This window comes from uncultured Anaerofustis sp. (assembly GCF_938029165.1).
Lineage (GTDB): Bacteria > Bacillota > Clostridia > Eubacteriales > Anaerofustaceae > Anaerofustis.
In genome coordinates this window covers 1-26,118 of the sequence record NZ_CALHFB010000035.1, presented here as the reverse complement: position 1 = coordinate 26,118, position 26,118 = coordinate 1, and the positions used below count along the sequence as shown (strand labels likewise).

General features: G+C 30.8%; 27 protein-coding genes and 1 tRNA gene. 12 read left to right on the top strand and 16 right to left on the bottom strand.

Annotated elements, in window-relative coordinates; translation table 11 throughout:
• Positions 1 to 146: 146 nt before the first annotated feature.
• The 3 genes from deoC to Q0516_RS04410 are packed head-to-tail and all read right to left on the bottom strand — an operon-like array spanning position 147 to position 2,691.
• Entirely contained in the window at positions 147 to 869 is a 723-nt protein-coding gene (gene deoC / locus Q0516_RS04420; RefSeq protein ID WP_294467485.1) for a deoxyribose-phosphate aldolase, read from the bottom strand.
• A gap of 12 nt (positions 870 to 881) precedes the next feature.
• Entirely contained in the window at positions 882 to 1,832 is a 951-nt protein-coding gene (locus tag Q0516_RS04415; protein WP_294467483.1) for a PHP domain-containing protein, read from the bottom strand.
• The gene (locus tag Q0516_RS04410) at positions 1,825 to 2,691 is read right to left on the bottom strand and encodes a class II fructose-bisphosphate aldolase (protein WP_294467479.1); all 867 of its coding nucleotides are present in this window, start codon (positions 2,689 to 2,691) and stop codon (positions 1,825 to 1,827) included. The genes Q0516_RS04415 and Q0516_RS04410 overlap by 8 nt, the downstream gene beginning before the upstream one ends.
• A 274-nt stretch (positions 2,692 to 2,965) precedes the next feature.
• Between Q0516_RS04410 and Q0516_RS04405 the strand changes: the two genes are divergently transcribed.
• On the top strand, positions 2,966 to 3,388 hold the full coding sequence (locus Q0516_RS04405; RefSeq protein ID WP_294467475.1) for a hypothetical protein: 423 nt from the start codon (positions 2,966 to 2,968) through the stop codon (positions 3,386 to 3,388).
• 88 nt (positions 3,389 to 3,476) lie between these two features.
• Here Q0516_RS04405 and Q0516_RS04400 read toward each other — a convergent pair whose 3' ends face one another.
• Both Q0516_RS04400 and Q0516_RS04395 read right to left on the bottom strand, forming a co-directional pair.
• On the bottom strand, positions 3,477 to 4,211 hold the full coding sequence (locus tag Q0516_RS04400) for a GntR family transcriptional regulator (protein ID WP_257480324.1): 735 nt from the start codon (positions 4,209 to 4,211) through the stop codon (positions 3,477 to 3,479).
• 179 nt (positions 4,212 to 4,390) lie between these two features.
• On the bottom strand, positions 4,391 to 5,818 hold the full coding sequence (locus tag Q0516_RS04395; RefSeq protein WP_294467470.1) for a substrate-binding domain-containing protein: 1,428 nt from the start codon (positions 5,816 to 5,818) through the stop codon (positions 4,391 to 4,393).
• Between the two features lie 423 nt (positions 5,819 to 6,241).
• Here Q0516_RS04395 and Q0516_RS04390 point away from each other — a divergent pair, with 423 nt between their 5' ends.
• Entirely contained in the window at positions 6,242 to 7,069 is an 828-nt protein-coding gene (locus Q0516_RS04390) for an SDR family oxidoreductase (RefSeq protein WP_294467467.1), read from the top strand.
• Positions 7,070 to 7,290: 221 nt separating this feature from the next.
• On the opposite strand, the gene Q0516_RS04385 is transcribed toward Q0516_RS04390, so the two are convergent.
• Positions 7,291 to 7,767, bottom strand: a complete 477-nt coding sequence (locus tag Q0516_RS04385) for a VOC family protein (protein WP_294467464.1) — start codon at positions 7,765 to 7,767, stop codon at positions 7,291 to 7,293.
• Between the two features lie 104 nt (positions 7,768 to 7,871).
• Positions 7,872 to 8,894: a bifunctional glycosyltransferase family 2/GtrA family protein gene (locus Q0516_RS04380; RefSeq protein ID WP_294467459.1), complete on the bottom strand. Its 1,023-nt coding sequence runs from the start codon at positions 8,892 to 8,894 to the stop codon at positions 7,872 to 7,874.
• A 137-nt stretch (positions 8,895 to 9,031) separates the two neighbouring features.
• Between Q0516_RS04380 and Q0516_RS04375 the strand changes: the two genes are divergently transcribed.
• A complete protein-coding gene (locus Q0516_RS04375) occupies positions 9,032 to 9,892 on the top strand; it encodes a DMT family transporter (RefSeq protein WP_294467456.1) in 861 nt (286 codons plus the stop codon).
• Positions 9,893 to 9,916: 24 nt separating this feature from the next.
• Positions 9,917 to 10,001: transfer RNA gene (locus Q0516_RS04370), tRNA-Leu, on the top strand.
• A gap of 570 nt (positions 10,002 to 10,571) precedes the next feature.
• Here the strand turns inward: Q0516_RS04370 and Q0516_RS04365 are convergent.
• From Q0516_RS04365 to Q0516_RS04355, 3 genes are all read right to left on the bottom strand, one after another.
• Positions 10,572 to 11,042 carry a hypothetical protein gene (locus Q0516_RS04365; RefSeq protein WP_294467453.1) on the bottom strand — a complete coding sequence of 157 codons (471 nt, stop codon included), beginning with the start codon at positions 11,040 to 11,042 and terminating at the stop codon, positions 10,572 to 10,574.
• Positions 11,043 to 11,045: 3 nt separating this feature from the next.
• Positions 11,046 to 11,906 carry an AraC family transcriptional regulator gene (locus tag Q0516_RS04360; RefSeq protein ID WP_294467451.1) on the bottom strand — a complete coding sequence of 287 codons (861 nt, stop codon included), beginning with the start codon at positions 11,904 to 11,906 and terminating at the stop codon, positions 11,046 to 11,048.
• An 894-nt stretch (positions 11,907 to 12,800) separates the two neighbouring features.
• Entirely contained in the window at positions 12,801 to 13,175 is a 375-nt protein-coding gene (locus tag Q0516_RS04355; RefSeq protein ID WP_294467449.1) for a carboxymuconolactone decarboxylase family protein, read from the bottom strand.
• Between the two features lie 87 nt (positions 13,176 to 13,262).
• Here Q0516_RS04355 and Q0516_RS04350 point away from each other — a divergent pair, with 87 nt between their 5' ends.
• From Q0516_RS04350 to Q0516_RS04340, 3 genes are all read left to right on the top strand, one after another.
• Positions 13,263 to 13,631: a MerR family transcriptional regulator gene (locus tag Q0516_RS04350; protein WP_294467446.1), complete on the top strand. Its 369-nt coding sequence runs from the start codon at positions 13,263 to 13,265 to the stop codon at positions 13,629 to 13,631.
• The gene (locus tag Q0516_RS04345) at positions 13,628 to 13,894 is read left to right on the top strand and encodes a hypothetical protein (RefSeq protein WP_294467444.1); all 267 of its coding nucleotides are present in this window, start codon (positions 13,628 to 13,630) and stop codon (positions 13,892 to 13,894) included. The genes Q0516_RS04350 and Q0516_RS04345 overlap by 4 nt, the downstream gene beginning before the upstream one ends.
• A 78-nt stretch (positions 13,895 to 13,972) precedes the next feature.
• The gene (locus tag Q0516_RS04340; protein WP_294467441.1) at positions 13,973 to 14,839 is read left to right on the top strand and encodes a GGDEF domain-containing protein; all 867 of its coding nucleotides are present in this window, start codon (positions 13,973 to 13,975) and stop codon (positions 14,837 to 14,839) included.
• A 297-nt stretch (positions 14,840 to 15,136) separates the two neighbouring features.
• Here the strand turns inward: Q0516_RS04340 and Q0516_RS04335 are convergent, their stop codons facing one another.
• Positions 15,137 to 15,850 carry an ion transporter gene (locus Q0516_RS04335; protein WP_257480334.1) on the bottom strand — a complete coding sequence of 238 codons (714 nt, stop codon included), beginning with the start codon at positions 15,848 to 15,850 and terminating at the stop codon, positions 15,137 to 15,139.
• 286 nt (positions 15,851 to 16,136) lie between these two features.
• Between Q0516_RS04335 and Q0516_RS04330 the strand changes: the two genes are divergently transcribed.
• Positions 16,137 to 16,691 (top strand): NADPH-dependent FMN reductase, encoded by a 555-nt coding sequence (locus Q0516_RS04330; protein WP_294467436.1) that lies wholly within the window; start codon positions 16,137 to 16,139, stop codon positions 16,689 to 16,691.
• A 42-nt stretch (positions 16,692 to 16,733) separates the two neighbouring features.
• Here the strand turns inward: Q0516_RS04330 and Q0516_RS04325 are convergent, their stop codons facing one another.
• The 3 genes from Q0516_RS04325 to Q0516_RS04315 all read right to left on the bottom strand — a co-directional run bounded on the left by Q0516_RS04325 (position 16,734) and on the right by Q0516_RS04315 (position 18,977).
• Positions 16,734 to 17,114 (bottom strand): hypothetical protein, encoded by a 381-nt coding sequence (locus Q0516_RS04325; protein WP_294467431.1) that lies wholly within the window; start codon positions 17,112 to 17,114, stop codon positions 16,734 to 16,736.
• A gap of 48 nt (positions 17,115 to 17,162) precedes the next feature.
• Complete coding sequence (locus Q0516_RS04320) at positions 17,163 to 17,579, bottom strand: hypothetical protein (protein ID WP_257480337.1); 417 nt, start codon at positions 17,577 to 17,579, stop codon at positions 17,163 to 17,165.
• Positions 17,580 to 17,867: 288 nt separating this feature from the next.
• Entirely contained in the window at positions 17,868 to 18,977 is a 1,110-nt protein-coding gene (locus Q0516_RS04315; protein WP_294467428.1) for a D-alanyl-D-alanine carboxypeptidase family protein, read from the bottom strand.
• A 956-nt stretch (positions 18,978 to 19,933) separates the two neighbouring features.
• Between Q0516_RS04315 and Q0516_RS04310 the strand changes: the two genes are divergently transcribed.
• The 4 genes from Q0516_RS04310 to Q0516_RS04295 all read left to right on the top strand — a co-directional run bounded on the left by Q0516_RS04310 (position 19,934) and on the right by Q0516_RS04295 (position 24,520).
• Entirely contained in the window at positions 19,934 to 20,203 is a 270-nt protein-coding gene (locus Q0516_RS04310) for a sporulation transcriptional regulator SpoIIID (protein ID WP_307983409.1), read from the top strand.
• Positions 20,184 to 21,362 (top strand): extracellular solute-binding protein, encoded by a 1,179-nt coding sequence (locus Q0516_RS04305; RefSeq protein WP_294467422.1) that lies wholly within the window; start codon positions 20,184 to 20,186, stop codon positions 21,360 to 21,362. The genes Q0516_RS04310 and Q0516_RS04305 overlap by 20 nt, the downstream gene beginning before the upstream one ends.
• Before the next feature lie 62 nt (positions 21,363 to 21,424).
• Complete coding sequence (locus Q0516_RS04300; protein ID WP_294467417.1) at positions 21,425 to 22,582, top strand: iron-containing alcohol dehydrogenase; 1,158 nt, start codon at positions 21,425 to 21,427, stop codon at positions 22,580 to 22,582.
• A gap of 282 nt (positions 22,583 to 22,864) precedes the next feature.
• The gene (locus Q0516_RS04295; RefSeq protein WP_294467416.1) at positions 22,865 to 24,520 is read left to right on the top strand and encodes a DUF4153 domain-containing protein; all 1,656 of its coding nucleotides are present in this window, start codon (positions 22,865 to 22,867) and stop codon (positions 24,518 to 24,520) included.
• A 122-nt stretch (positions 24,521 to 24,642) separates the two neighbouring features.
• On the opposite strand, the gene Q0516_RS04290 is transcribed toward Q0516_RS04295, so the two are convergent.
• Positions 24,643 to 25,245 (bottom strand): hypothetical protein, encoded by a 603-nt coding sequence (locus Q0516_RS04290; RefSeq protein ID WP_294467412.1) that lies wholly within the window; start codon positions 25,243 to 25,245, stop codon positions 24,643 to 24,645.
• A 10-nt stretch (positions 25,246 to 25,255) separates the two neighbouring features.
• Entirely contained in the window at positions 25,256 to 26,011 is a 756-nt protein-coding gene (locus Q0516_RS04285; RefSeq protein ID WP_294467408.1) for an exodeoxyribonuclease III, read from the bottom strand.
• Positions 26,012 to 26,118: the final 107 nt, after the last annotated feature.

Here is a 26,118-nt window from a genome sequence, read left to right as displayed (position 1 = left end):
CAAATGATTATAAAATATAAGTTATGTATTGTGAAAAGTTTTATCTTACCAATATACTACGGCAAATTAAAAGAACGCAGTTTCCCGCGTTCCTTCGTTAGAGATAAGTTTTATTGGAGGAATTTAATATATCCCTTATTATTTTATTAACCTTGATACTTTGGAACTATCCCAACTTCTCTCATCAAATCAAGAGAATCGATTATCATAGGTGCGTCCTGAGTCCCTATAAGCTCTGCTCCCGCCATTAAATAAACATAAGCATTTTGAGGTTTTGGAGCCTTTACACCGGATACTTTTAGTTTAGTCCCCGTTCCCTTTAAACAGTCTCTCATCAAAACAGTCTGTTCCAATGTAGGACCTGCATAATGTCCGGTAGACGATTTTACATAGTTTATACCCGCTTCAACACAAAGTTCACAGGCAATCTTTATTTCTTCATCCGTAAGCATACAGCATTCTATTATCATCTTTGTAATGACTCCGCCCGCCGCATTTACATAATCCTTGAACTCGGATTTTATAGCGTCGTATTTCTTTTCTTTCATGTTTCCTACGTTCATACAGTTATCTAAAACAGTGGCTCCCATTTTGACCGCTTCTTCCGCTTCAAAAGCTTTTACGGCACTCGTTTGCTGTCCGAGAGGGAACCCTATCCCCGCACCTATAAGTAAATCAGTCCCTTCAAGTTCTTCTTTTACCACAGGTGTCCAGTATGAAGAAGAATAACAGAAAGCCTTACAATTATACTTAATAGCTTCCCTACATCCTTTTCTTACTTGTTCTTCAGTCAAGTCCTTAGAAAGACTGGCAAAATCAAAAAGTTTACCTACATCTTTTTTAGTCATTCTTGTAAAATCTACCGACATTTTATATCTCCTTTAAATAAGTTTTTTTAACAGTTCGTTATTTATAAAGTAATCGTAGTCTATCCCGCATTCTCCTATAAACCTGGGATTTACAGGGTCTTTCTTGTGGTCTCCGTGGAAATCGGATCCCCCTGAAATAATTTTGACTTTGTTTGAATATTCTTCTTTTACTTCTTCTATTATATCTTCTTTTTTCATCTTACCGTTATAGCTGGTTTTATCGTAGGTGTAACTTGCCTCGATACCGTCAAGTCCGTTTTCTATAAGATTATCTATATATTCGCTTCTTAAAACCTTCAAACCATTAAGTTCAACTTCATCTGCTATCAAATAAGGATGAGCAAGTACGATTATCCCTCCCGCTTCATGTACTATTTTTATTATATCTATAGGATTTGGTTTTCTTCTTCTGACATCCAGTCTTTTATCTTTCTTTGACATTTTTTTTGCGTCAGACCAAGTCCTTGTATATCCTTTATCAGCCATCAAATTAAAAATGAGTTTTTTCTGCATTTCCTTTTCGTTTCTCTTCTTACCGCCGTAATTAAGTACTTCTTCAAGAGTTATATCGTATCCGAGAGAATTGAGCCTATGTAAAAATTCTTTATAACTTTCAATCTTACTGTCAGCGATATCTTCCATGACTGCTTTGATTTTCTCGTTTTCAAAGTCACATCCGTAAGCTACCATATGTACATCATCTACAAACGTATCACAGGAAAATTCGCATGCTTTAAGGAGCTTAACTCCTTTTGAAGCTGCATATTCTACACTGTCAACTTCTTTCCCGTCAACTTCAACGGTGTTAGGAGGAACCATATCATGATCGGAAATGGTAAGTACTTTCATTCCCGCACCCGCTGCAAGGTCTATGAGTTCTTTTGGAGTACAAAGTCCATCCGAACGAGTTGTATGACAGTGCATATCACATAAATAATTTGGTTTAAAATTATAATCAGTCATCCTCTATGCTCCCCTTTCCTAAGGTAAAGAAATTTATATGCTTAAATGCAAGGGCATATATCCTTTTATATACGTAATCATCGAGTTTAAGAGGATTATTTTCATCTCTGTTAGCGGAAGAATAAGCATACATTCCCTGACAGTAGGCAATTTTTATGGCGGTTGAAATATTTATCTTGCTTGCCCTTAAATCGATAAGCTTTCTGAACATCTCGTCACTAAGCCCGGTACCGCCATGGAGAACAAGAGGTACGGGAGAAATATCATCTATTTCCTTAAATAAATCATAGTTGAGCTTAATCTCTCCTTTATATACTCCGTGAGCAGTTCCGATTGCCGGCGCAAGACAGTCGACACCGGTTTCTTTTAAGTATTTTTCGCAGTCTTCCCTGCTTGCATAAGCTGCGTCATTTTTATGTACCACGATATCATCTTCCACACCCACTATGCTTCCGACTTCTCCTTCGAGAGAAATATCTCTTCCTTTGATGTAATCCTTAACTTCCAAAGTATCTTTTATGTTTTGTTCAAGAAGAGTTTTTGAACCGTCAAACATAATGGAGCTCCACCCTGCGTCCATACATCTTTTTGCGTACTCTTTATCAGTACAATGATCCAAATGAACTGCCACATCTACGTCTGCATTCTCACATATAGGTCTTAAGAATGACATGAACTCTTCAATCCCAAACTGTTTCACGGTCTTTACGGAAGTTTGAAGTATCACCGGGACTTTTAAATCTGAAGCTGCATCTACCACAGCCTTTGCGGTAAGATAATTTACAATATTAAATGCCCCTACGGCATAGTGACCGTCTCTGGCATCATTTAACATTTTCTTCATTGAAACATAAGCCATTTTTTACGCCTCCTTTAAATATTATAACTGGATATATCCAGTTATAACCACTTAATACCAGTATATTTATATATACTGATTTTGTCAATAGAATATCTTAAAATATAATAAAAATATTACTTTATCATCTGATTTTTATTTGCTTTTAAATATTTTAAACTTTACGTTACTTTGTTTATAAAATAATTAATGTAAAATTAATCTAGGGTTAATTCCTATTATATATATACAAAGTAAGATATAATAATAAACCATATTATATAAGAGGTATATAATGAAAAAACTTATATGCATAACACTATTACTTTTAAGTTTATCGTCACTAATCGCATGTACAAACGCTAAAAATACAAAAGATACATTCAATATTTCTATCAAGAATAAAAGCGCTAAAGAGGTTTATGGGCTTCATTATGAATATTTTATTGACGAAAAAGCTGTCGGCGGCGGTAATGTAGAAAATGCAGATAACAGCAGACTGGATAAAAACGAAGTTTTTATAAATGAATTTTATCCCGAGGACTTTCCCAAAAACACTGACCTATCAAAATTTTCCATAAAATATTATGTGATTTTAAGAAACAAGAAAGAAGTACAATGTGATAATATAATAAAACTAAATGTAAAATACAATGAAACATATAAATTGGTACTTATAGATAATGTCCAAGGTGGATTTAAAATGATAAAAAGATAGTAATCAATAAATAAAAAGACGATACCCCTAAAGTATTGTCTTTTTTATAAAACTTTATTTAATTAAATTTGATTTAATATATGGGCTTTTAATTATTAAATTCATATTTGAGTTTGACTTTATCTCCCCTGAAAATCACTTTTGAATATTCATAAGGATTTCCTTCTTCTTCGTACATTACATCTTCAAGGATAAGGAGAGGATAGCCCTTCTCGGTTTCAAATATTTGAGAAACTTCTTCCGTTGTAGTCATAGATTCCAGTGTTTCAAGGACTTTTTTTGGAGTTATACCATATTTATCCTCGATAAGCACGCATAACTGCTCGCTTTCCAGCCTGTCTGAATTATATATTTCCTTGAATTTATCGTAGCTTAGATAAGTATGATGCAGACTTATAGGTTCATTATCTACAAGTCTCAGTCTTTTAATAAACATAACATCGCTGTTTTCCTCTATATTCAAATTAGAACTGATTATCGGAGTGGATCTTATTATACTTTTCTCCATAAGCTTTGTCGTAGTCTCATACCCCATTCTTTCAAGCTGTTCTCTAAATCCCATATACGCAAGAGAAGAAGTCATTATCTTGGGAGATGATACAAAGGTCCCTTTTCCCGCTACCCTGTAAAGTATCCCCTCTTTGACAAGATGATTGCAGGCATTCCTAACGGTAATCCTGCTTAAATCATATTTATTCATAAGCTCCGATTCTGAGGGTATCTTTTCGTCTCTTTTGTAAATCCCTTTTTCTATACTCTCTCTTATGAGCTCTTCAAGCTGAAGATAAAGAGGTTTTGAGTTGTTTCTGTCAATATCATGCATAACATTTGCCTTTCCGATATAACTGGTTATAACTAGATATTACCACATAAAATATATTTTTGTAAAGGTGTAAATATCTTACATAAAATTTTATTTTATAATATATAAAATATTAATTATTGTATATTTAATGATTAATATTAAAAGCCTATCCCTCTGATTTTGGGACAGGCTTTTAATTAATTTGTTATATATCCGCTTTTTTCAAGTAATTCTTTTCCTTCGTCACTTTTAATAAATTCAATCATCTTCTTAACATTTTTATCTTTATTCGACTTAAGTGTCACTGCATAAAAATCGGTTATATAAGGATATTTCCCATTTTTGATATTTTCTTTTGTAGGTTTTATGCCATCAATACTGATACATTTTATTTTACTGTCTGCATGCATTTTATTTATATAATACAAAAACGAATATCCTATTGCCTTATTGGAATTCCTATATTCACTGACATCTCTTATTATTCCCGACATCGTATCGGAAGTTACTGATTCTTCGGCTTTTCTCATTTTTTTATTTTTCATAACAGTCTTTTGCATCGTTGTCTGACTTCCCGAATTCTCAGGTCTTTGATAAGCTTTTATTTCCTCATCTTTTCCGCCTACATCCTTCCAATTATTCACCTTGCCTGAATATATATCTACGATTTGTTCACTGCTTAAATTATTTATGGAACTATTTTTATTATTGATAAATACAAAAGCATCGCTTCCGATTTTTGTCAGCACAAATTCATCTCCCAGCTTTTTAACTTTTTCCAAATGTTCTACGCTCGGTGCCGCACAAAATATTATATCGGCTTTACCATTTATTAAATTCTCGTAAGCCATTGGAGTTTTTGAACATTTAATAATCGATAGCGGATATTTATCACTATTAACAAATTCTTCACCTTCATTTTCTTCAATTAATTGGTTTGACTCATATGAAATTTCATCAAGTCTCTCTTTATCTTTAGATTTCTTATATTTTTCGTTATCTTCATATTCATTTCCATATTTTTTTATGATTTGTCTCTCTAAATTTTCAAACTTCATATTTAGCTTATAAATTTTTTCTTCATTGCCGCCGATAAGACGGTAATAATTTTCTTCCAATTTTAAATACTTTGCCCGCTCTTCATCGCTTAGAATATCGGTAAATGTATAATAACTATCATCGGACACATCCGTATATTTTTCTTCCATTTTATAACTGAAATCATCATAAGCTTTTCTTGCGTCAGCTATCTTTTTTGTATAGTCTTCAAGAGGTTTATATGTATGTCTCACAAAAGCAGAATAAGCGGGATACATTGCCGTAGCCCCGTCAAGGCTGGGAAGTTCATTCATTTTATTGAATGTATAATCTTTATTTTTATTTTTTATTGTAACTATATTTTTGTAATATTCTTCTTTTCCTTCGTAATCGGTAAAAAACGGAGCATACTCAAACAGATTATCTTGAGTCACCTCTTCTACGGCTATCTCTTCCCCTTGTGGTTTCTCCTTCAAAACTTTAAATACGAAACCTCCAAACGAATAATTTATAATACAAAATAAAGCTACAAAAAATATCATTGATACTATGATGATTTTATCACGACCGCTTAATTTCCCTTTCATATTTAATTCCCTCCTTTATATATAAATAATATCATATAAATATTGAAAGGTATTCGTTTTAACGATTATCTAACTGTTTTTTAATGATATTTTAAATATAATAAAGTCATTTAATCAATACATATAATAATAATTGGAAGATATGTAAACGTAGTTATCCATTGACGTTATATACTTGACAATCTCATTCGATTTTATATGTTCTATACAAATCATTTTTTAAAATTAATTTTAATCAGACTTATAAAAAATTTATAAATTAAACAAACTGCATTTCTAAATAAAAATAGCAAATCAATGAGAATAATTATAATAAAATAAATCATTTAAAGTTAAAAAAACATTTAATTATCAACGTTTACATGATAGTGTGATATAATTTAAGATATAAAATGCATGATTGAAACAGGAGGTGCATAAAAAATGGACAATGTATGTGTAGTAACAGGCGGCGGAAGCGGAATGGGTTTAGAGACAGCTAAAATCCTCGGTAAAGACCAAAAAATCATTTTGGTAGGAAGGACAGTATCAAAACTGGATAATGCAATCAAAGAATTAAAAAGTCTCGGGATAGATGCAGAAGCATTTCCTTGCGATGCGTCTGACAGAGAATCGGTAAAGAAGCTGACAGAATACGCAGTAAAACAAGGAAATGTAAAGACGGTAATACATGCGGCGGGGGTTTCTCCTCATATGGCTGACGGTGAAAAGATATTTACTATAAATGCAGTGGGAACGATCAATATCAATGAAGAATTTGCAGAAGTCATGAAAGAAGGAAGCTGTATTTTAAATGTGTCATCCATGTCGGCATATATGCTTCCCGATAGCAACGTACCAAAAGATATTTATAAATTAAGCTTAACAGATATAGATACTTTTAGTGCGGCGGCAAACAGAATGATACAAGCGGTACCGAAGGAACAGCAGGCGGGTATGGCGTATACTATTTCCAAAAACTTCGTTACATGGTATACATCAAGAATGGCTGTGAAAGTTGGAAAGAAAGGTATTCGTATAGTCTCCATATCTCCTGGAACATTTAATACGCCTATGGGAGAGATCGAAGGCGAAGAAGCGGCTTCTTTTGCTCTCAGAGGTGCAATGGGACGTCTCGGTGAACCGGAAGAAATCGCAAAAATGATGGCATTTATGGTAAGCGACGAATGCAGTTATTTATGCGGGGTAGATATACTTTACGACGGAGGATCTGTCGCATCGATGAAAGCAATGCAAGAGGATATGCAGTAAAAAATAAAACAGCACTGTAAATAGGTGCTGTTTTTTATTTATATGATTTCAAATATCATATGTTAATTTATAACCGATTATAAAAAATCATATTAAATTTGTTAATTCCCAATATTTTTATTAATATATAAATAAAACTCATTTATATATTAAAATTTATACCCTTACATATTTTATATTTTAATTTAAACATCAAAAGTTATTATAAAATAAATAATCTTTTATTTAAGTAAACTATTTACAAATTTAACTGGAACATCCATTCTTACGGCTATTTCTTCGTTATTCATACCGCTGTCGGCAAATCTTTTACAAACGTTCTTCATATCTTCCCCTATTTCGATTATATGATTATCAGGGTCGTATATACGAACGACTCTTTGTCCCCACGAATGTTCTTTAACTTTATGAACGTATTTAATATCATTCATGCTATTTAATTTTTCTATGAACTTATCAAATTCTCCCGCTTTATTTTCTTCAAAATAAATCTCAAAATCATTGCCCCCAAATTTAATATCATCCTTTGAGACTTCTATAAATTCTTCATAACTGTCTTTTGTCTGCAGACATAATCCTCCCGTCAGAGTGATATTTGCTCCGAAATCCAAAAGTACTCTAAGTCCCAAAACTTCTTTATAAAACTTCTTGGATCTCTCCATATCTTCAACAACCAGCATAGGGTTTTTTAGTTTCATGTTATTCTATTCCTTTCGACTATTCTTTATAATACTGTTATAAAATATAAGCGAGCAATATAAGCCCGCTAAATATTTAAATTCTAATTTATAATGCCAAATAATTATTTAAAAACAAAGTATTTCTGTCCGTTGTATGTTACTACGTATAAACACATATCGACTACAGCTTTTGCAATATAGACGTTTATACCTATATAATTATGTACCACATTTGTGAAAAAGTAACTTAAAAATGCGACTATGACAACTAGTATATAATATTTAAACATGGTTTTGCCTATATGACTATCATTTTTAAATACGTATTTTCTGTTTAAAGTGTAATTAAACAGTGATGAGATAAGCCTTGCGGTATAAGTTGCAACGAGTAAGGGCAGTCCGAAAAAAGTAAATACGCAAAAGCTTAAATAATCTACAAGTGCTGAAGATGTCGAAGAAATAATATATTTGATTATCCTCTTATATACTCTGAGTGAATCTCTTAAGGTATCATAATGAGAAGATTCATTGTCATCTATGTAAACTACGGCTATAGGTTCTTGTATCACTTCTATATTTCTTTCCTTAAGTTCAAGAAGCATATTCATTTCAAATTCATATCTCTCCCCTTCTATATCTATGATCTCTTTTATCATATCAAGAGAAAAGCCTCTAAGTCCGGTCTGTGTATCTACTATTTCATCTCCGTCGTTTATTACTTTAAAAACTTTTCTGGTTATTGTATTCCCGAGCATACTTCTCATCGGAGTCGTTTCATCAAAGTTTCTAACTCCTAATATCATTTTATCGGGATTTTCATCAAGTACCCTTTCGATGTTCATTATATCTTTTGGAAGATGCTGACCGTCTGCGTCTGCGGTTACGGCACTGTAGTTATGTTCTATACAGTATCTAAACCCTGTCTTTAAAGCTCTTCCTTTGCCTTTATTTATATCATGTTCCAAAACCTCACATCCGAGTTTTCTCGCTTCATCAAATATATCATCAAAGCCACTTCCGCTTCCGTCGTTGACTATTAGTATTTTTTCATCATTTTTTATTAATTCCTTTATAACCTTGATGAGTTTTTCATCCGGCATATATGCGGGAATTAAAACTATGGGATTGATATTTTTATACTTCATCCATATTCCACCTTTTTTTCACATGTTTCCACATTATATATTAACAAAAAAACTATAAAAAGAAAATGAAAAAATAATTATATTTTTCTAAACAATTTTGTTATAATAAAAAAGTATTGTTATTTTAGGAGATTTATATGGAAAAAAGCAGAAAAAACGGAGCGATATACATAGTAATAGCGGCATTTTTATGGAGCCTCAACGGCGTACTGATAAAATATATCCCTTGGCAGCCTATGGCAATAAGCGGGGTTAGAGCATTTTTATCTACAATAACGCTGGTACTTATAAAAGGTGCCTTTGATTTTAAATTCAATAAACATGTGATTTTTGCAAGTCTTTCATATGTGTCCATGGGGATATTGTTTGTATACGCAACTAAGCTTACAACAGCGGCAAACGCAATAATACTCCAGTACACAGCCCCTATCTTCGTAATAATACTAAGTATATTCTTCTTTAAAAAATTTCCGACCAAGAAACAGCTTATAACAGTTGTCATAGCATTCATAGGCGTAATTTTATTCTTTATAGATAAAGTAGGTTCCGGAGCAATGCTTGGTAATATACTTGCGATACTTGCAGGGCTTGGGTATTCCGGAATGTTTATATTTAACTCATACGACGATTCGAGCGCGCTGGATGCAAGCATAATAGGAAACGCTTTGATATTCTTGATTTCCGTTCCTGTACTGCTTCAAGGCAATGAACCAGTCCTTGATATGGCGGGAGTATTTGGGATAATAATACTTGGTATATTTCAAATGGGCATATCTTATGCATTCTTCTCTAAGGGTATCGAAACTACTCCAAGCGTTGATGCTTCACTTATTTCAATGCTCGAAGCTATTTTAAATCCTATTTGGGTAGCTCTTGTTATCGGCGAGATACCAAGCTTCGTTTCCCTAATCGGAGGAGGGCTTGTACTAATCGCAGTGATATTTAATATAATAAGTTCAAAAAATGAGAAAGTCACCCTTGAAAATAATGAAAGTTAATGATATAATCATTTAGTACTTTAAGCCGATGTGGCGAAATTGGCAGACGCACATGACTCAAAATCATGCGGAGAAATCCATGCCGGTTCGAATCCGGCCATCGGCACCATTTTAAAAACTTAGCTGTTTCAAAGGATATCATCCTTTTAGAATGGCTTTTTTGTTTTAGTTATAAAAAATAAAACTACCAACACTTTCTTTTTAGACTTTTACTAATATAGATATTATCAACGGTAAAATCTTTATTAAATTTATTTTGAAACTATTTTTCCGGTTTACTTATCCCTTTTATTGCATCTGTTAAATTATCTAATTTACCATGATTTATTATAACATCTTTTAAAATATCACCGGCAAGATTTTGTTCATCTTCTTTTATTTTTAACTCTAATTTTTTTAATGCTTATATTTTTTGAATATAGTGATTTTTAACTAGCTTTAATACTTGTCCATATTTAACTTTTAAAGCCTCAATTTGATTTTCAAAGTTTTTAATCGATTGTCTGTATCCTAAATACGCAGTACCGATTGATAGGACATATGGTAATAAATCTAAAACATTGATATTCATAATAAACAGCTTTATAATAAGACTTAAATTATATTTCTATAAAATTTTTAAGTTACTTAATGCGCCTAAAAAAGCACCTTTAGGTGCTTTTTATTGTTTATACCAAACCTACTTCTTAAATCTGCTTTTTTCATAATTGTAAGGTATGCTTGTCCCGACAACTACATCTTCGATTTTTTCTATAATGAGCCAATCATCCATATTTCCCTGATGATCAAACTCCAAAGGTTCTATTTCTTCCAAGTTTTCAAATTCTACAAGGCAAAGAAATTTCTTGTGCCATCTTATTTTCTGCTTATCCGATAATTTTAACTTCGGCTGATTTTCTTCAAGAACTCTTGTGATCTCTTCGTCATTAAGCTTTTGGTAATTCTTTACTTCTTTGACTGTAGCCTTTGCACAAATATCCTTTGTACCTTTTTGCATGAAATAAAGAGTCTCCCCTTCAAATACTCTGCTGTGAGGTATTTTTCTTCCAGCAGCACCTCTTACTACCATCGTCTTACTTTCGTTTAAAATCTTGTCTAAAACCTTTTCTCCTTTTTTGCCTGCGTTGTCGCAGTAAACCAAATGTACCATTTTTTATTCCTCCTCTATTATCGGTATCCATATCTTACTTAGATAATCTTCATCGAAAACATTCCCGTCGCTGTACCATTCAAATTCAGGACAGTCGGCATGTTTAAAAGGATAATCTAAAATCCATTCTTCATTCAAGTATTTCCAGCCTTCCTGAATTGACTTCGGTGGAGCACCCCTTAAGTCAAATACAGCCCACGAAGCTTCCGGTACGATAAGTTCTCTAAATCCCTCGGGAAGTTCTTTATCAGAAATCACCATCATCGAATATTCCATTTCATTTTTTTCCTTGTCGTATCCCCCAATAACACCGAACATCCCCTTGTTATGGGCAGTATCCGCTAAAACAAGTTTATGGAATGTCCCGTCCTTTTGAGAATTGCTCCAAATCTCGGGGATTTTCTTATTTATATTCTCATCACAAACGACCTTAATGCTTTTTCCGATAAGCCTAAAAGATTTTAAATGCTCGATCTTCCATAAATATTTTTGCTTAACGGATATCCTCATTTTGGGATATACCTTTAATTTGATACCATTTTTTCTCGCCTCACTGGGAGATACTCCGTGAAACTGCTGAAATGCCTTTGTAAATGAAGTGGGAGAATCGTATCCGTACTTATAACTTAAATCCACGACTTTTATATCGCTGCTCTTAAGATCGTAACCTGCAAGGGTAAGTTTTCTTAAACGGACGTACTCCGAAAAGCTTATATCATTCATATACGAAAATACTTTTTGAAAGAAACCATAAGAACAACCCGCTATTTTTTCTATCTCGTCTCGGTCAATCCTCTCTTCTTTTCTTTGAAGATGCTCTTCCACGTAATCAATTATGATCTGCAATTTTTCATTCCACTGCATGCTTTGCTCCTTAAATATTTTGGCTGATTTATTTTATCATTTATTAAAATTTATTTCAGCTTTTTTTACGTACTGTTAGGATAGCATATTTATAAATATATTTCACAATCCAATTAATGGGATTTTACTTATAACATAGTTACAATTTATAATATTTAAACATTTTGATATAATCCTCTTAAAAGAAATATTTATTGAAGACTTAAAGCGATATAAAAACAATTACCAAATATATAAGATAATTAAAAGAAAATAAAATAACTCTTAAAAAAAGATTATTTGATGAAATAAATATAAGTGTTCTTTGCTAATAATACCATTGATAAAATTAAAGTAAAAAATAATTATAAAAAGAGTTTATTGATTAATTATTTGCTACAGATATGAATTTGAAGTCAAAATCCTTGAAAGAAAAATGAACAATAAACAGTATACATACTAATATATATCTAATAAAAAACTGATTTTTATACTTAAATTAAGTTTAATAATAAAATCAAATTTAATTATTATTTATCGAAGAAACATAATAAACATTTCTAAATTGTTAATAAAACCGTCCTATATTCTAGAACACAATAATAATAAAATATAAGATAACCTATTCATATATTATAAATTATCTTGAAGGACTTTATTATTAGATAAAGATATTTTTAAAGCAAACACATAAAACTTCCTTAGCAAATAATCCATATTTCCTACGCTCTGTTAGCTGAATAAATTCAAGGTAAATAAAACACTTCGCACCCGCATAGCGGATGGTTACCATTTTGCACGCTTTGTGCGCCCAACCGTGTCAAGACCCATAATAAAAAGCATCGGTTTTGCCAATGCTTATAAAATTTACTTAACTCAATTTTTTATGTAAATAACATAATAATAGCTATTTTTTTACTTTACTTTCTCAAATATCTCTCGTGCTATACTTACAGCGTTCAATACTCTTGGAAAGCCTGCATAAGGTATACATTGAATAAATGCTTCAATTATTTTTTCTTTTGAAATCCCCACATTTAAAGCGGCGTTGATATGCACTTTAAGCTGGGGTTCCAAGCCTCCCATAGATAGAAGAGAAGTAATGGTTATAAGTTCTCTTTCTTTTAAATCAAGTCCGTCTCTCATATAAATATCTCCGAAAGCAAATTCAACTATATATCTGCCTAAATCCGGAGCCATATCCTTTAGGGAATTAATTACTTTCTCTCCCCCTTTCCCGTCTATTTTATCAAGCATTTCTTTTTCCTTTTGAAATCTTAAATCATACATTTGAATTATCCTCCTTTTTCTTTTATAATAAGCCTAATACTTAAACCATGGTTTAAGTCAAGTAAAATATCAAGGAAAGTTCATATCATGAAAATATCGCAAATATCAAAGAAAACAAATATCCCTACTTCAACCATAAGGTACTATGAGAATAAAGGCCTAATAAAAATAAACAGAGACGAAAATAATATAAGAATATTCAGCGAAAGCGATGTAGAATGGATAAGGTTCATAGAAAGATTAAAGTGTACTGGAATGCCGCTGAAAAATATAAGAGCGTATTCAAAACTTAGATATATGGGAGACTGCACGATAAAAGAAAGAATGGATATTCTTAAAAAACATAGAACTCACGTATTGAATGAAAAGAAAAAGTGGGAAGAATATCTAAGTAATCTCGATAATAAGATTGAGATATACAAAGATAAATTAAACGAAAGCGGAGGAAAGAAATGAAACTAACTATTTATGGAATGCACAAGTGCATAAACTGCAGAGAAACGATTGAATTATTTAATAGTAAAGAAATCCATTATGACTTTATTGAAATAACAGATTCGACAACTACTATGAAAGAATTTTTAAAGTACAGGGATAATGAAGATTTATTTATAAATGTAAAGAAAGAAAATAAAATCGGGATACCATTTTTCATCTTTGAAGACGGTTTTAAAACTCTCGATATAAATAAAGCCATAAATCATTTAGAAAACAATTAAGAATTATTCTTATTAAATAATGGATTTAAATCCCGATATATGATAAAATTAAAACATTATTTATTAATGGAGAGATCAATGTTTAATATAAATGAAATAGACGAGGATTTAAAAAAGTACGCAGATAATTTAAAAATATTCGATTTTTACAGATTGATAGATATAAATAAATTTAAAGTTTATGACTATCATGATAAAGAACTTATTGATACCGAAACGAATTGTTACGATATATGGGAGAAAGGGACTCCATGTAAAAACTGTTCATCACGAAATGCATGCAAGAATAACAGCGAAATCATAAAACTTGAATATTTAAACGGGAAAATATATCTTATAAATTCAGAGCCTATTACTATCAATGGTAAAGTAATGGTAATAGAATTTATAAAAGATATAACAAATAATCTTCTCGTAAGTGATAAAACCCAGAATAACAATCTGGATATTTCGGATTTGATAGAACAGATGAATGAACTTGTTTTATACGACAGCTTGACCGGGCTTTTTAACAGACGATCGTTTGATCAGGAAATAAACAGATACATTATTAAATATGATAAAGAAATCAAGAGTCTTTTTCTTGCAGTGTTTGATATAGATTGTTTAAAAGATATAAATGATACTTACGGACATGTTATCGGTGATAATGCCATTAAATACATATCTGATGCAATAAAGGAAGTATTAAGCAGTGAAAAAATTAAATCTTTTAGAATAGGCGGAGATGAATTTTATACTATATTTATTGATTTTAAGGATATAGAAGTAAATGACTATTTAGAAAAGTTAAACAACTATATTGAAAATATAGATACTGAGTTCAAATTGTCAGTTAGCGTAGGATACAGTGAGTATAATTCTGAAATGAGCATAAATAAACTCATCGAGATTGCAGATAAAAATATGTATAAAATGAAAAATATAAAAAAATCTCTTAAATAAAAAAGGAACAGCTGACGCTGTCCTTTTTTATTTGATATAATATAAAAATTTTAATATTACAAATGTTTATCTAACATAAAGATTTTACTAAAAAATACATAGCTTATTTATAATAAAAGGTCACTCCCCTGCGGCACTACGCCTGCCTCCGGCAGATTCCGCGCCGCCATACAGCTATTAAAATATAAATCATCCACCTCAAAATTTATCATATACTTAAGTATTTTATAAAAGACATATTATATTATGTTCCACTATTCAAAAAACATCTTTAAATCTTAGTTTTTGATTTAACTCTTACTCCAAATCATCTTTTCTTCTTTCAATTTCACTCATAAATCCGGCAGTAAGTATTCCCGAAGGAAGAGCGATTATGGCAATACCGAGACAGGAAGAAAGTATACTCACTATTTTCCCCGCTTCCGTAACCGGGTATATATCTCCGTAGCCTACGGTGGTAAGAGCTGTAGTTGCCCAGTAAAAAGCATCAAAGAAATTATCAAAATTCCCCGGTTCCACATTAAACATTATAAGAGCAGATATGAATGTATACACGACTGCAAATACTAAAATTGAAATAAGAGGTTCTTTTTCATTTTTTATAACAGTTGAGATAAATTCAAAATTCCTTGAATATCTAAGGCTCTTAAAGAGTCTAAAGGTTTTAAACACTCTAAATAATCTGAAAAGCTTAAAACTGTGACTTATTATGCTTATAGTCGGAAGTATTGAAATAAGGTCAATTATGGCAAAAGGAGTAAACGGATATAGTATAAAAGACATCTTACCCTCATGCAGTTTATAATCCGCAGTGGATATCCTAAAAATATAATCCACGATAAAGATTGCACAAGTCGTATAATCTATAAGATTAAATAATTGGTTATTAAATTTGAAACATAGAGGGATTATGCTTATTACTATCACTATAAGCATAAAAATATCATAGAACCTGCTTAATGAATCCTCTTCTGCAGGCTTTTCCACCATTTCATATATTCTCTCTCGCATACAAATCCCCTTTTAATCTAATAAATATCTCAGATAAAAGTTATATTTCAATATTATTTTTTAATACTAATAATTGAAATCCCTATCGTCTGGTTAAAACATTTTAAAATATAATCATAGATTTAAAATACATAATGAAACTATTATATAAACACAATATTTTAATATTATACCACAAAACAAACAACATTATAAAAGCAAGTTTTTTATATTATTTGATTTTATATTTATAAATATAACTATAATACATATCCTATTATCAGGATTACAATCACGGAGGATAAATATGTCAGAATATAAAATAGTAGGTATTGTCGGTTCTTTTAAAAAGGATTCACTTAATTTAAAATTAGCAAAGACAATAAAAGAATATTTGAAAGATAAAGCGGTATTTGAAATACTCGATTATATGGATGTTCCATTTTTTAATGAAGATATTGAATATCCCGCACCGAAAGCTGTATCAAAAGTAAGGGATAAAATAAAAGAAGCTGACGCAGTTTGGTTCTTTACCCCCGAATATAATCATTACTTCTCGGGTGTACTTAAGAATCTCTTAGACTGGCTTTCAAGACCTATAAGTAAAGATGTACCACAAGTACTTAAAGATAAACCGATATGCGTAAGCGGCATAACACCGGGAATGACGGGAACCGTTGTGGCTCAGGACCATTTAATCAGCGTTCTTAACTTTTTAGATGCTAAGATAATGATGACTTCAAGACTTACTTTTCCAAATGCAATGAAAAGCATGGATGACAAAGGAAACATCGTTAAAGGACTTGAGTTTATTCATGCTCAGGCTGATGACTTTATAAAATTTATAGAACTGAACAAATAAAAAAGAGAGAAAACCTCTCTTTTTTTAATATTTTAAATAACACTACTCAATAACTGATTTTTTATAATTTATTACCGCAACAAGATATAAAGCAGGAAATAATAAACCTATAATGGCATAGATATTAAATCCTGAAGCAGCCATTGAAATAAGGCAGCTGGCAATATCACCTACAAGTAATAATATCCCGCATAACATACAATTCTTCAACACTTCTTTATTTGGGTCTTTTATGCTCTTAAGTCCGAATATACCCGCTCCAAGATGAAATACTCCAAGTAAGGCTGATAATGTAACGGAAGTACCTAGCTGTGTAAAATTAAAAGTATCAGAAGCGGCATTACCGCCGATTGCAACCACTAAACACATTATAAGAGACAGTACCGCACCGATAATAAGAAGAATGCTTAATATTTTAAGCATTCCTGTACCTTTTGATTGATTTTCTATTTTTCTTAATCTCTATTCTAATTATTCTTCTATAGATTGTTTGTTCATATTTACGCCGACAAGGAATAGAATAGGTAACAATAATGCAAATAGTGAAGAAACAGCAAATTGATTCATAATTATAACAAGACCTATATTAACTATAGCTATGACTAATAAAATAATACCCCACGTTTGACATTTCTTTACCGATTCAGCATCTGCATTACCGGCATTCTTAACGCCTACTATACCTGCGATAAGCTGTAATATACCTAGAAGTATACTTATCACACCTAAAATTATAAATAGTCCCCCGGTAAACTCATCTGCACCTGCAGCTACCATAGTACCTCCAAGCATTGTCATTAAACTTAATATAAACGTAACTACCGCACCTATTATAAGTAAAATGCTGACTACTTTTAATAAAGTCTTTCCCTTTGGTTGATTTTCCATATTTTTACTCTCCTTTAATTTGTTTTGTTTCATTTATATATTACAATTTTTTGAGCGAATATTCAATACTAAATCTGTACATATCGTAACAAACATATTATATAACATATTTGTTATATTATTTCTTATTTTATATTAATTTTAAATAAATATGATACAAACTATAATAAAATATAAGATATAACAAAATGTTACAAAAACTACACTTTAACAATAAAATTTTCTATATTATTAACACTTTATAATTATTAAAATAAAAAGAGACATTAATAAAATGTCTCTCAATTATCAAGGAATAAGGTTTGTAAATTTTTTAAATAAATTTTTAAAGTTATAAAAGGTTCCTTTATCTTCTTTTTTTACACTAAGTTCTTCGGAGTAGTTATAAGTCTCATCTCCTGCTTTTATACTGTAGTCGGCTATATAGTTATCACTTCCGGAGTTGTATACTTTACTATACTTGACATCTGCCGTTTCATCACTCTTTAAAGGAAAATACACATCACTTCCCGCAGATAGTTTTATTATACCGTTCTTACTGTCCTTCATTGGAACCGTCTTGACATAATCCCCCTTTTCGATCACCTTTTTCAAAGTGAAGTTATTGAATGCCATATCCAAAAACATCTTGCTTTCCTCATAGTGGTTCTCTGTATGCAAAAGTACTCCCACTACCTGCATATTATTTCTCTTCGCAGCAAGGACAAAGCACTTCCTTGCTTTCTTGGTAAATCCTGTCTTTACTCCGTTTGCACCTTCATAACTCTTTAAAAGTTTATTTTTATTATATATCGTCCTCTGATTGGCTTTTCCTTCATAAGGCATGCTCCATTTTTCATCGTTGATTATCTTTACAAAGTTTTCATTTTTCATCGCATAAGAAGCAAGGAGTGTGAAATCGTAGGCAGTCGTATAGTGATCGTCATCGGGAAGTCCGTTGGGATTTGTAAAATGAGAATTTTTCATCCCAAGTTCTTTTGCCTTTTTATTCATCATCTTAGCAAAATTATCAATAGAACCACCGATATAGCAGGCGATGGAAACCGCCGCATCATTTCCCGAAACAAGCATCATCCCATGAAGCAGATCCTCCAAAGTAAGTTTTTCGCCTTCTTTTAAATATATGCTCGTACCTTCTATCCCCGTCCATTCTTTCTTTATTTCTATTACATCATTTAAATTTCCTTTTTCCAAAGCCAAGACTGCTGTCATTACTTTAGTGGTCGACGCCATTGGAAGTTTTTCATTCATATTGGAACTGTATAATACTCTGTTGCTCCCCGCTTCCATAATGCAGTACGCCTGGGCACTGACATTTGCAGCTTTTATACTGCCAAAAGCAGGCAGATTTATTAATAACATCATTACAATAATAACAGCTATACTTTTTTTCTTCATTATCTATTCTACTCCCGTTTTTCTACTTGTAAAATATATGAGGATATTTATAAAGTATGCAGGGTATAAGAGATGGTATATCTTAAAATAATACTTAAAATATTTTTATAAATATTGGCAGATATTGTTAAAGCCAAATATCACAAGCATTAAAAAAATTTACAAACGACATTAAATGAATCGAAAAAAAGAAAGCATTATTTAATTATATAAAACTAAAGTTATATTTCCAAAAGCCTTAAAAAATTAAAGGTCATTCAAAAAAAGTGAAAATTTTTTATCGAATCACAGCACTGTTCTTAACTTTCATTCCAAGGGAATCTATCTTAATTTATTCTAAAGAAAGATAACCTAATCCTATTAATAGATAGTTACATCTTTTATTGAATATAATAAATATTTTAGTGAATAGCGGATTAATGACTTAAATATGTTGAAGATTTATATTGGAGAAGACTTAATAATACATATTAATGAAGTATTTAACTATTTATCCATTTAAAAATTGGTTGGGTTTTATTAAAAATTAAAATTTACCTTACTACTTTAAATAGCATGATTTATTAGTTTTCCATATAGTTGATTTACATAAGCCATATATATGAATTGCTGATTATCCGACTGTAAACAAGCTTTCGAAGAAAATAAAAAAAGCACTTCATATTATCGTGACTATTTAAAATCTTTTTAAGAAAATTTATAGATTTTAATCAATTAAAATCTATATGTATGAAGTATTCTAAAAAACAAGATTTCGAAGTTATGCTGTGCAGTGAATTTACTCCGGTGAAATTTGCAAATTAGAGCTGACAAAGATTAACGTAGCTTAGTATAACGTCTCATAGTTCATTTTCAAGTGTAAAACCCTTTAATAATTCTTTATGAATAAAAGAAATCAATTTACATTCATAACTTTACTTAAAATACATATCTTTAAATTAAGTGAGGAAATGAATATGTTAGAAAATATTAAACAAAGAGTTATTAGAGAAGCCGAGTATATAGTTAAAGAGGAGTCCACCATACGAAAGTGTGCGAGTGTATTTAAAGTAAGCAAAAGCACAGTACATAACGACTTATCAAAGAGGCTGGAGAAAATCGACAGGGAGTTATATTTAAAGGTAAGGGATATAATAGAAACCAATAAAAAACTTAGACATATCAGAGGCGGGATAGCGACTAAGGAAAAGTATAAGGAATTAAGACATGAAAAGGAAGAAAGCTAGGTTTATATCTGCTTTATTATTAATTGCCTTTTTGTTTTCTTATAAGTTTTTTATAAGAGATTTTTACATAAGCAGATTTATAAACAAAGAAACCACAAAAGCATATCAGGGAATGATTACACTATGGGATAACCCCTCAAGAACAGTAATCGGAAGTAACTATGGATTTATTAAAAACGCAGTGGATAAATTCGAAGATGATAATTCTCTTTTACAAATCGAACTAAGAGAACTTAGTTTTGACGGAGCAAGCAAACTTGCAAACGAAAAAGCGATAAGTAAAAACCATCCCGATATAATGAGTAAGTACGTCGAGAACGATATAATAAAGACTGACAATATAATGTATGACAAAGAATTTGTAAATAAAATGAAAACTACATACACAGTACCTAAGATAGCAGAAGATGAGGAAAGATGTATATTCCCTGTATATGGGTCTTTCAACGTTATTATAGTAAACAAAACCGCATTTAAAGAAATGGGGATTAATTTACCCGAAGAGAACTGGAGTTACAATACCCTTATAAAAACAATTAAGGAAATAAAGAAAAAAGATACAAAGAAAGAAAAAATACCCTTCGATATGGTAGTAAACAAAAACAGCTATGCTTACATGAACTTCATACTGGACAGCGGTTATTCCAACATGAATTACTCAAAACTGGAAAACTTAAAAAAAGAATTAAAAGGGTATAAGTGCTTAAGTAAGAAGAAAAGTGAAGAAAGCGTACATTACGATTTATACAACAGCAAAACAATGATATATGCGGGTGATTTGACCGATGTAAATTATCTTATAAGGACTAAAAACAAAGAAAACAGCTTTGATTATGCAGTGTACCCCTACCCTTACAGCGAACAGCAGGTAAATTTCGTAAGCGGAGTAAAAAGTTATTACTTAATGAACACCGATGATAATTCAAAAAAGGCAGTGCTTCAGGATTTTATAGAATCAATTTATCAAAATGAAGGGATGAATATACTAAATATCCAAGGAAAAGTCCCTTTATTTCATGTAAACTACATAAAGAAGGATTTAAAATATCCTCATTTAAGTAAATATATAAATTTAACAAGTTACTATTCTACCGAGGATAACGGTTTTGTCATGAACAGAAAAGATATATGGGGAAAAGTAAAAGATATATTTAAGTAAAGTTTGATTTAAACGTTTATATGAGTTAAAATATATATAAATAAACTTTAAGGAGAACGTGTATGAATAATTTTAATTTCTACTTACCTACCAATGTATATTTCGGGAAAGGTCAAATCAAACATCTGCCCAAAGTATTAAAAGAATGCGGAAATAAAGTACTTCTTGTTTACGGAGGCGGAAGCATCAAAAGAAGCGGACTTTACGATGAGATAATGAACTTATGTAACGAAAATAACATCGAAGTATTCGAACTTTCGGGAGTAGACCCAAATCCTAGAATAGAATCGGTAAGAGACGGAAGCAAAATATGTAAAGAAAATGATATAGACGTAGTTCTCGCAGCGGGCGGAGGAAGCAGTATTGACTGTGCAAAAATGATTGCGGCAGCGGCAAAAAGCGACCTTGACGCATGGGAACTAGTAATCGACCCAAATAAAATAAAGGATACATTACCTATCGTATCTATCCTTACACTGGCTGCTACAGGCTCTGAAATGGATCCGTTCGCAGTAATAAGCGATATGAATGCTAATATGAAAGCCGGAGTAGGCTGTGATTTATTAAAACCTAAAGCTTCCATAATGGACCCAAGCTATACTTTTTCTGTACCTAAAAAGCAAACTGCCGCGGGTACAGCTGATATAATGTCTCATATATTTGAAAGTTATTTTTCAAATGTAAAAGAAGGATTTATGCAGTCAAGGATCGCTGAAGCACTTCTTAAGACTTGTATCAAATACGGCCCTATAGCATATAACGACCCTGAAAACTATGAAGCTAGAGCCAATTTGATGTGGGCTTCTTCATGGGCAATCAACGGACTTTTGAAAGCCGGAAACGAAGTTGAATGGTGCGTTCATCCTATGGAACATGAACTCAGTGCTTACTATGATATAACTCACGGCGTCGGACTTGCAATACTTACTCCAAGGTGGATGGAATATGTATTAAGCGAAGATACGTTAGATAGATTTGTAGAATATGGAATGAATGTTTGGGGTATTTCTCCTCATAAGGAAAAAGAAGAGATTGCAAAAGAAGCTATAGAAAATACTTATAAATTCTTTGAAAGCCTCGACATACCTATGACGCTTAAAGAAGTTGGAATTGATGAAACTCATCTTGAAAAAATGGCATCCAAGATAGATAAAATAGAAACCGCATACAAACCTTTATATAAAGAAGATATGTTAAAAATTTATAAGATGTCTTTATAAAATAAAAAGAAGACTTAGGTCTTCTTTTTTATTTGTTTTACCATATATAAATTAAAATAAATAAACTTAATTAGATATATAACTCGCTTAATATACGTTAGGGGCGCGGATTCTGCCAAAGGCAGGCGTAGTGCCCCGGTTTGTTAATAAAAATCATTAATATTTTCTAAACAAATTTAAAAGTAATACATCATCTTATTAATTTCTTATTAGGTAACTATTAAAATAGGAAAATTGTATAAATTAAATGATATAATCAATTAAACATATACGGAGGAAATTATGAAAGAAAATTTTCAAATCAAGATTTTGAATAAGAAATTAAAAGAAAGTATTAATAGATTTATACCTACATTCATATTTACCATAATACTATTTTTATGTACTTTAATTACAAGTATTGGTTTATTTAAATATGATATATCAGAATTTATGATGAGTTTAATCCCGGGAATAATTGTATCTGTACTTATCAATATATTTTTTGAGTATAGAAAACAGAGCATTGATAAAACAAAAAATAATATTATATCTATTATAATTTCATCTTTTGTAACAATAATATTTTATATACTTCTTTTAAATACAAAAGGTGGTTACAATGATTTAGTATATTTAGCTTACTACGGTATAATCTCTTGGAGTTTATTTATTATAGTATATATAATGTATACTTCAGGAAATAAAGAAACCTTGTTTACACATTTATTTACTTCATTTCTGCTTACTTTTATTATATCTATGATAATATATTTAGGTCTATCTATATGCTATTCCGCTTTTGAACTTCTTGTGTTTAAATTTAAATATCTAAACATGTTCTTTATTATTGCTTCATTTTCCTTTGCAATAATATTTACAAATTTCTTTTTGACATTTATACCAAAGAAAAACGAAGAAGTAAAAACGCCCAAAATATATACAAATATTATAAAAAAAGTGATAATACCTTTATACACCATACTTATTGGTGTATTGTATCTTTATATTTTTAAAATCATTTTTACAGGAACCATTCCCGTCGGAGAAATGAACCCTTATGCTTCACTGGCGCTTCTCGGATATATATTTTTATATCTAAGTATTGATGATGTAAATAATAAATTTACACTATACTTTAAAAAATATGGTAGTTTTGTACTTATACCTATAATTATCACGCAATTGATTTTTATAAGTATAAGAATAAATGCCTATGGTCTTACTTCTTTAAGACTTCTTTCATTGATACTAATCTTTATAGGGATCATGTTTTTAATTTGTATAATAACAAAAAAGAGTATAAAATACCCTTTTTTGATTGGAGGAATCGTAATTTTAATGTTTACAATATCTCCGTTCAATTTATATAGCATACCGAACAAAACACAGGAAAACAGATTTATAAGAGTGCTTAAAAAAAATGATATGTATAAAGAGGGCATAATAATAAAATCGAGTAAATTAAGTGAAGAAGATAAAAATACTATTGAAAGCTGTCACAATTACTTAATTTCATCCCCCGGTATTAAATCAAATTTAGTAAAATATATATCCGATAAAAAAGATACAAATTATCTATACGGCTTTGCGTTTAAAGAAAATAATGATGAGTACTCGGATATAGCAAATAATGATAAAATCACTTATTCATTTGACTATGATATATACGATAAAGGTTTAAATATAGAAGGTTACAGTAAAATGTTTAAAATAGAAAATAACTCATTAGTTTATAAAAATAAAAATATCAAAGATAAAAATGGAGAAAAAGTAATTTTGGACTTTACTGATTATTTTAATAAATTATATGAAAACAACAAAGAAAATAACAATAAAACAATTAAAATGATATATGATAAAGATAATGTCAAAGTATTATTCACTTATCTGGATTTAACGGTTAAAGATAAAAATATAATAAACTGTTCATACGAAGGCATATTATTTATAAAATAATAAAAGCAGGGTCTTTCCCTGCTTTTTAGTTCTAAAGTTAAATACACAATTTAGTATTTTATTGATTTTAATTAAAAACACGGGGCACTACGCCTGCCTTCGGCAGAATCCGCGCCCCTAACTCACCTCATTCCAAGCTCTTTTAATCTCTTATCATCAAGAAGCTCATTATTTATAATATCATCTAAAAAATTATCTATCCTATCATTTGATTTGATATTTCTTATATAAATAATGGTTTTAGCTATATCATATAGAACCAGTCCCCTGCCGCTTTCTCTGAATATGGTAATATCAATATTTATTAGATAATCCGTTACTTTATCAATAAGCTCCGGATAACAATCTATCCATAAGGGAATTGACTGAATGCACTGTCTAGCAGTGGAGTATTTTTCGTCCTTACAGCACTGAAGATATCTATCTAAAACATATATAAATTTATTGTCGTCATATTTCTTTGAATACTTTGCATTTTCCGCAATCAAGTATACCGCAATATGTTTATGATAAGAATTTCTGCTTGTAAGCATATCCTTAAAAGTATCGAAATAATCATATACATCTTCATAATTTTTGCTTCGCTCCTTAAGAAGCAAAAATGAATTATATCTTAAATTATTATTTTTTTCTTTTAAATTAGAAACCAAGTATTGTATATTTTCCTTGCTTAAAGTGACCGCCAGTTCGGGTATTTCATTTTTATCAAAATCGATTAAGTTCATTTTTACACCATTAAAATTCTATATCAAGCATTACCGGACAGTGATCAGAACCCATTACATCAGAGAATATTTTTACATCTTTGATTTTCTCTTTTATCCTCTGACTTACAATAAAGTAGTCTATCCTCCACCCTGCATTATTCTTTCTTGCGTTAAATCGATACGACCACCATGTATACACCCCTTCGGCATTTGGATATAAATACCTATAACTGTCTACAAAACCTCTTTCTAAAAGGGCGGTCATTTTATCTCTTTCCTCAATTGTAAAACCCGCATTCTTTTTATTTGTCTTTGGATTTTTAAGGTCAATTTCGGTATGAGCCACATTTAAATCTCCGCACATAATAACAGGTTTGGTCTTATCAAGTTCGCATAAATAATCCGCAAAATAATCTTCCCACTCCATACGGTAATCTAAGCGCTTAAGCTCGTTTTGAGAATTTGGAGTATATACATTTACCAAATAAAAATCTTCATATTCGGCGGTTATAACCCTTCCTTCAGTAGAAAATTTTTCTTCGCTAAGTCCTGTCTTGACACTGATAGGTCTGATTTTTGAAAATGTTGCCGTTCCTGAATAACCTTTTTTCTCGGCATAATCCCAGTATTCTTCATATCCTGGGATATCCATTTCTATTTGACCTTCCTGAAGTTTCGTTTCCTGAACACTGAAAATATCAGCGCCTACTTCATTAAAAAAGTCCATAAATCCTTTATTTACACAAGCTCTAAGCCCGTTTACATTCCACGTTACAAGTTTCATAATTGCTCCTTATAAAAGTATTTTATTAAATCAATAATGATTATTAATTATTATTACATGTTTTTATGATACTTTCAATAAGAAATATTTTCTTTTTATTTATTTCA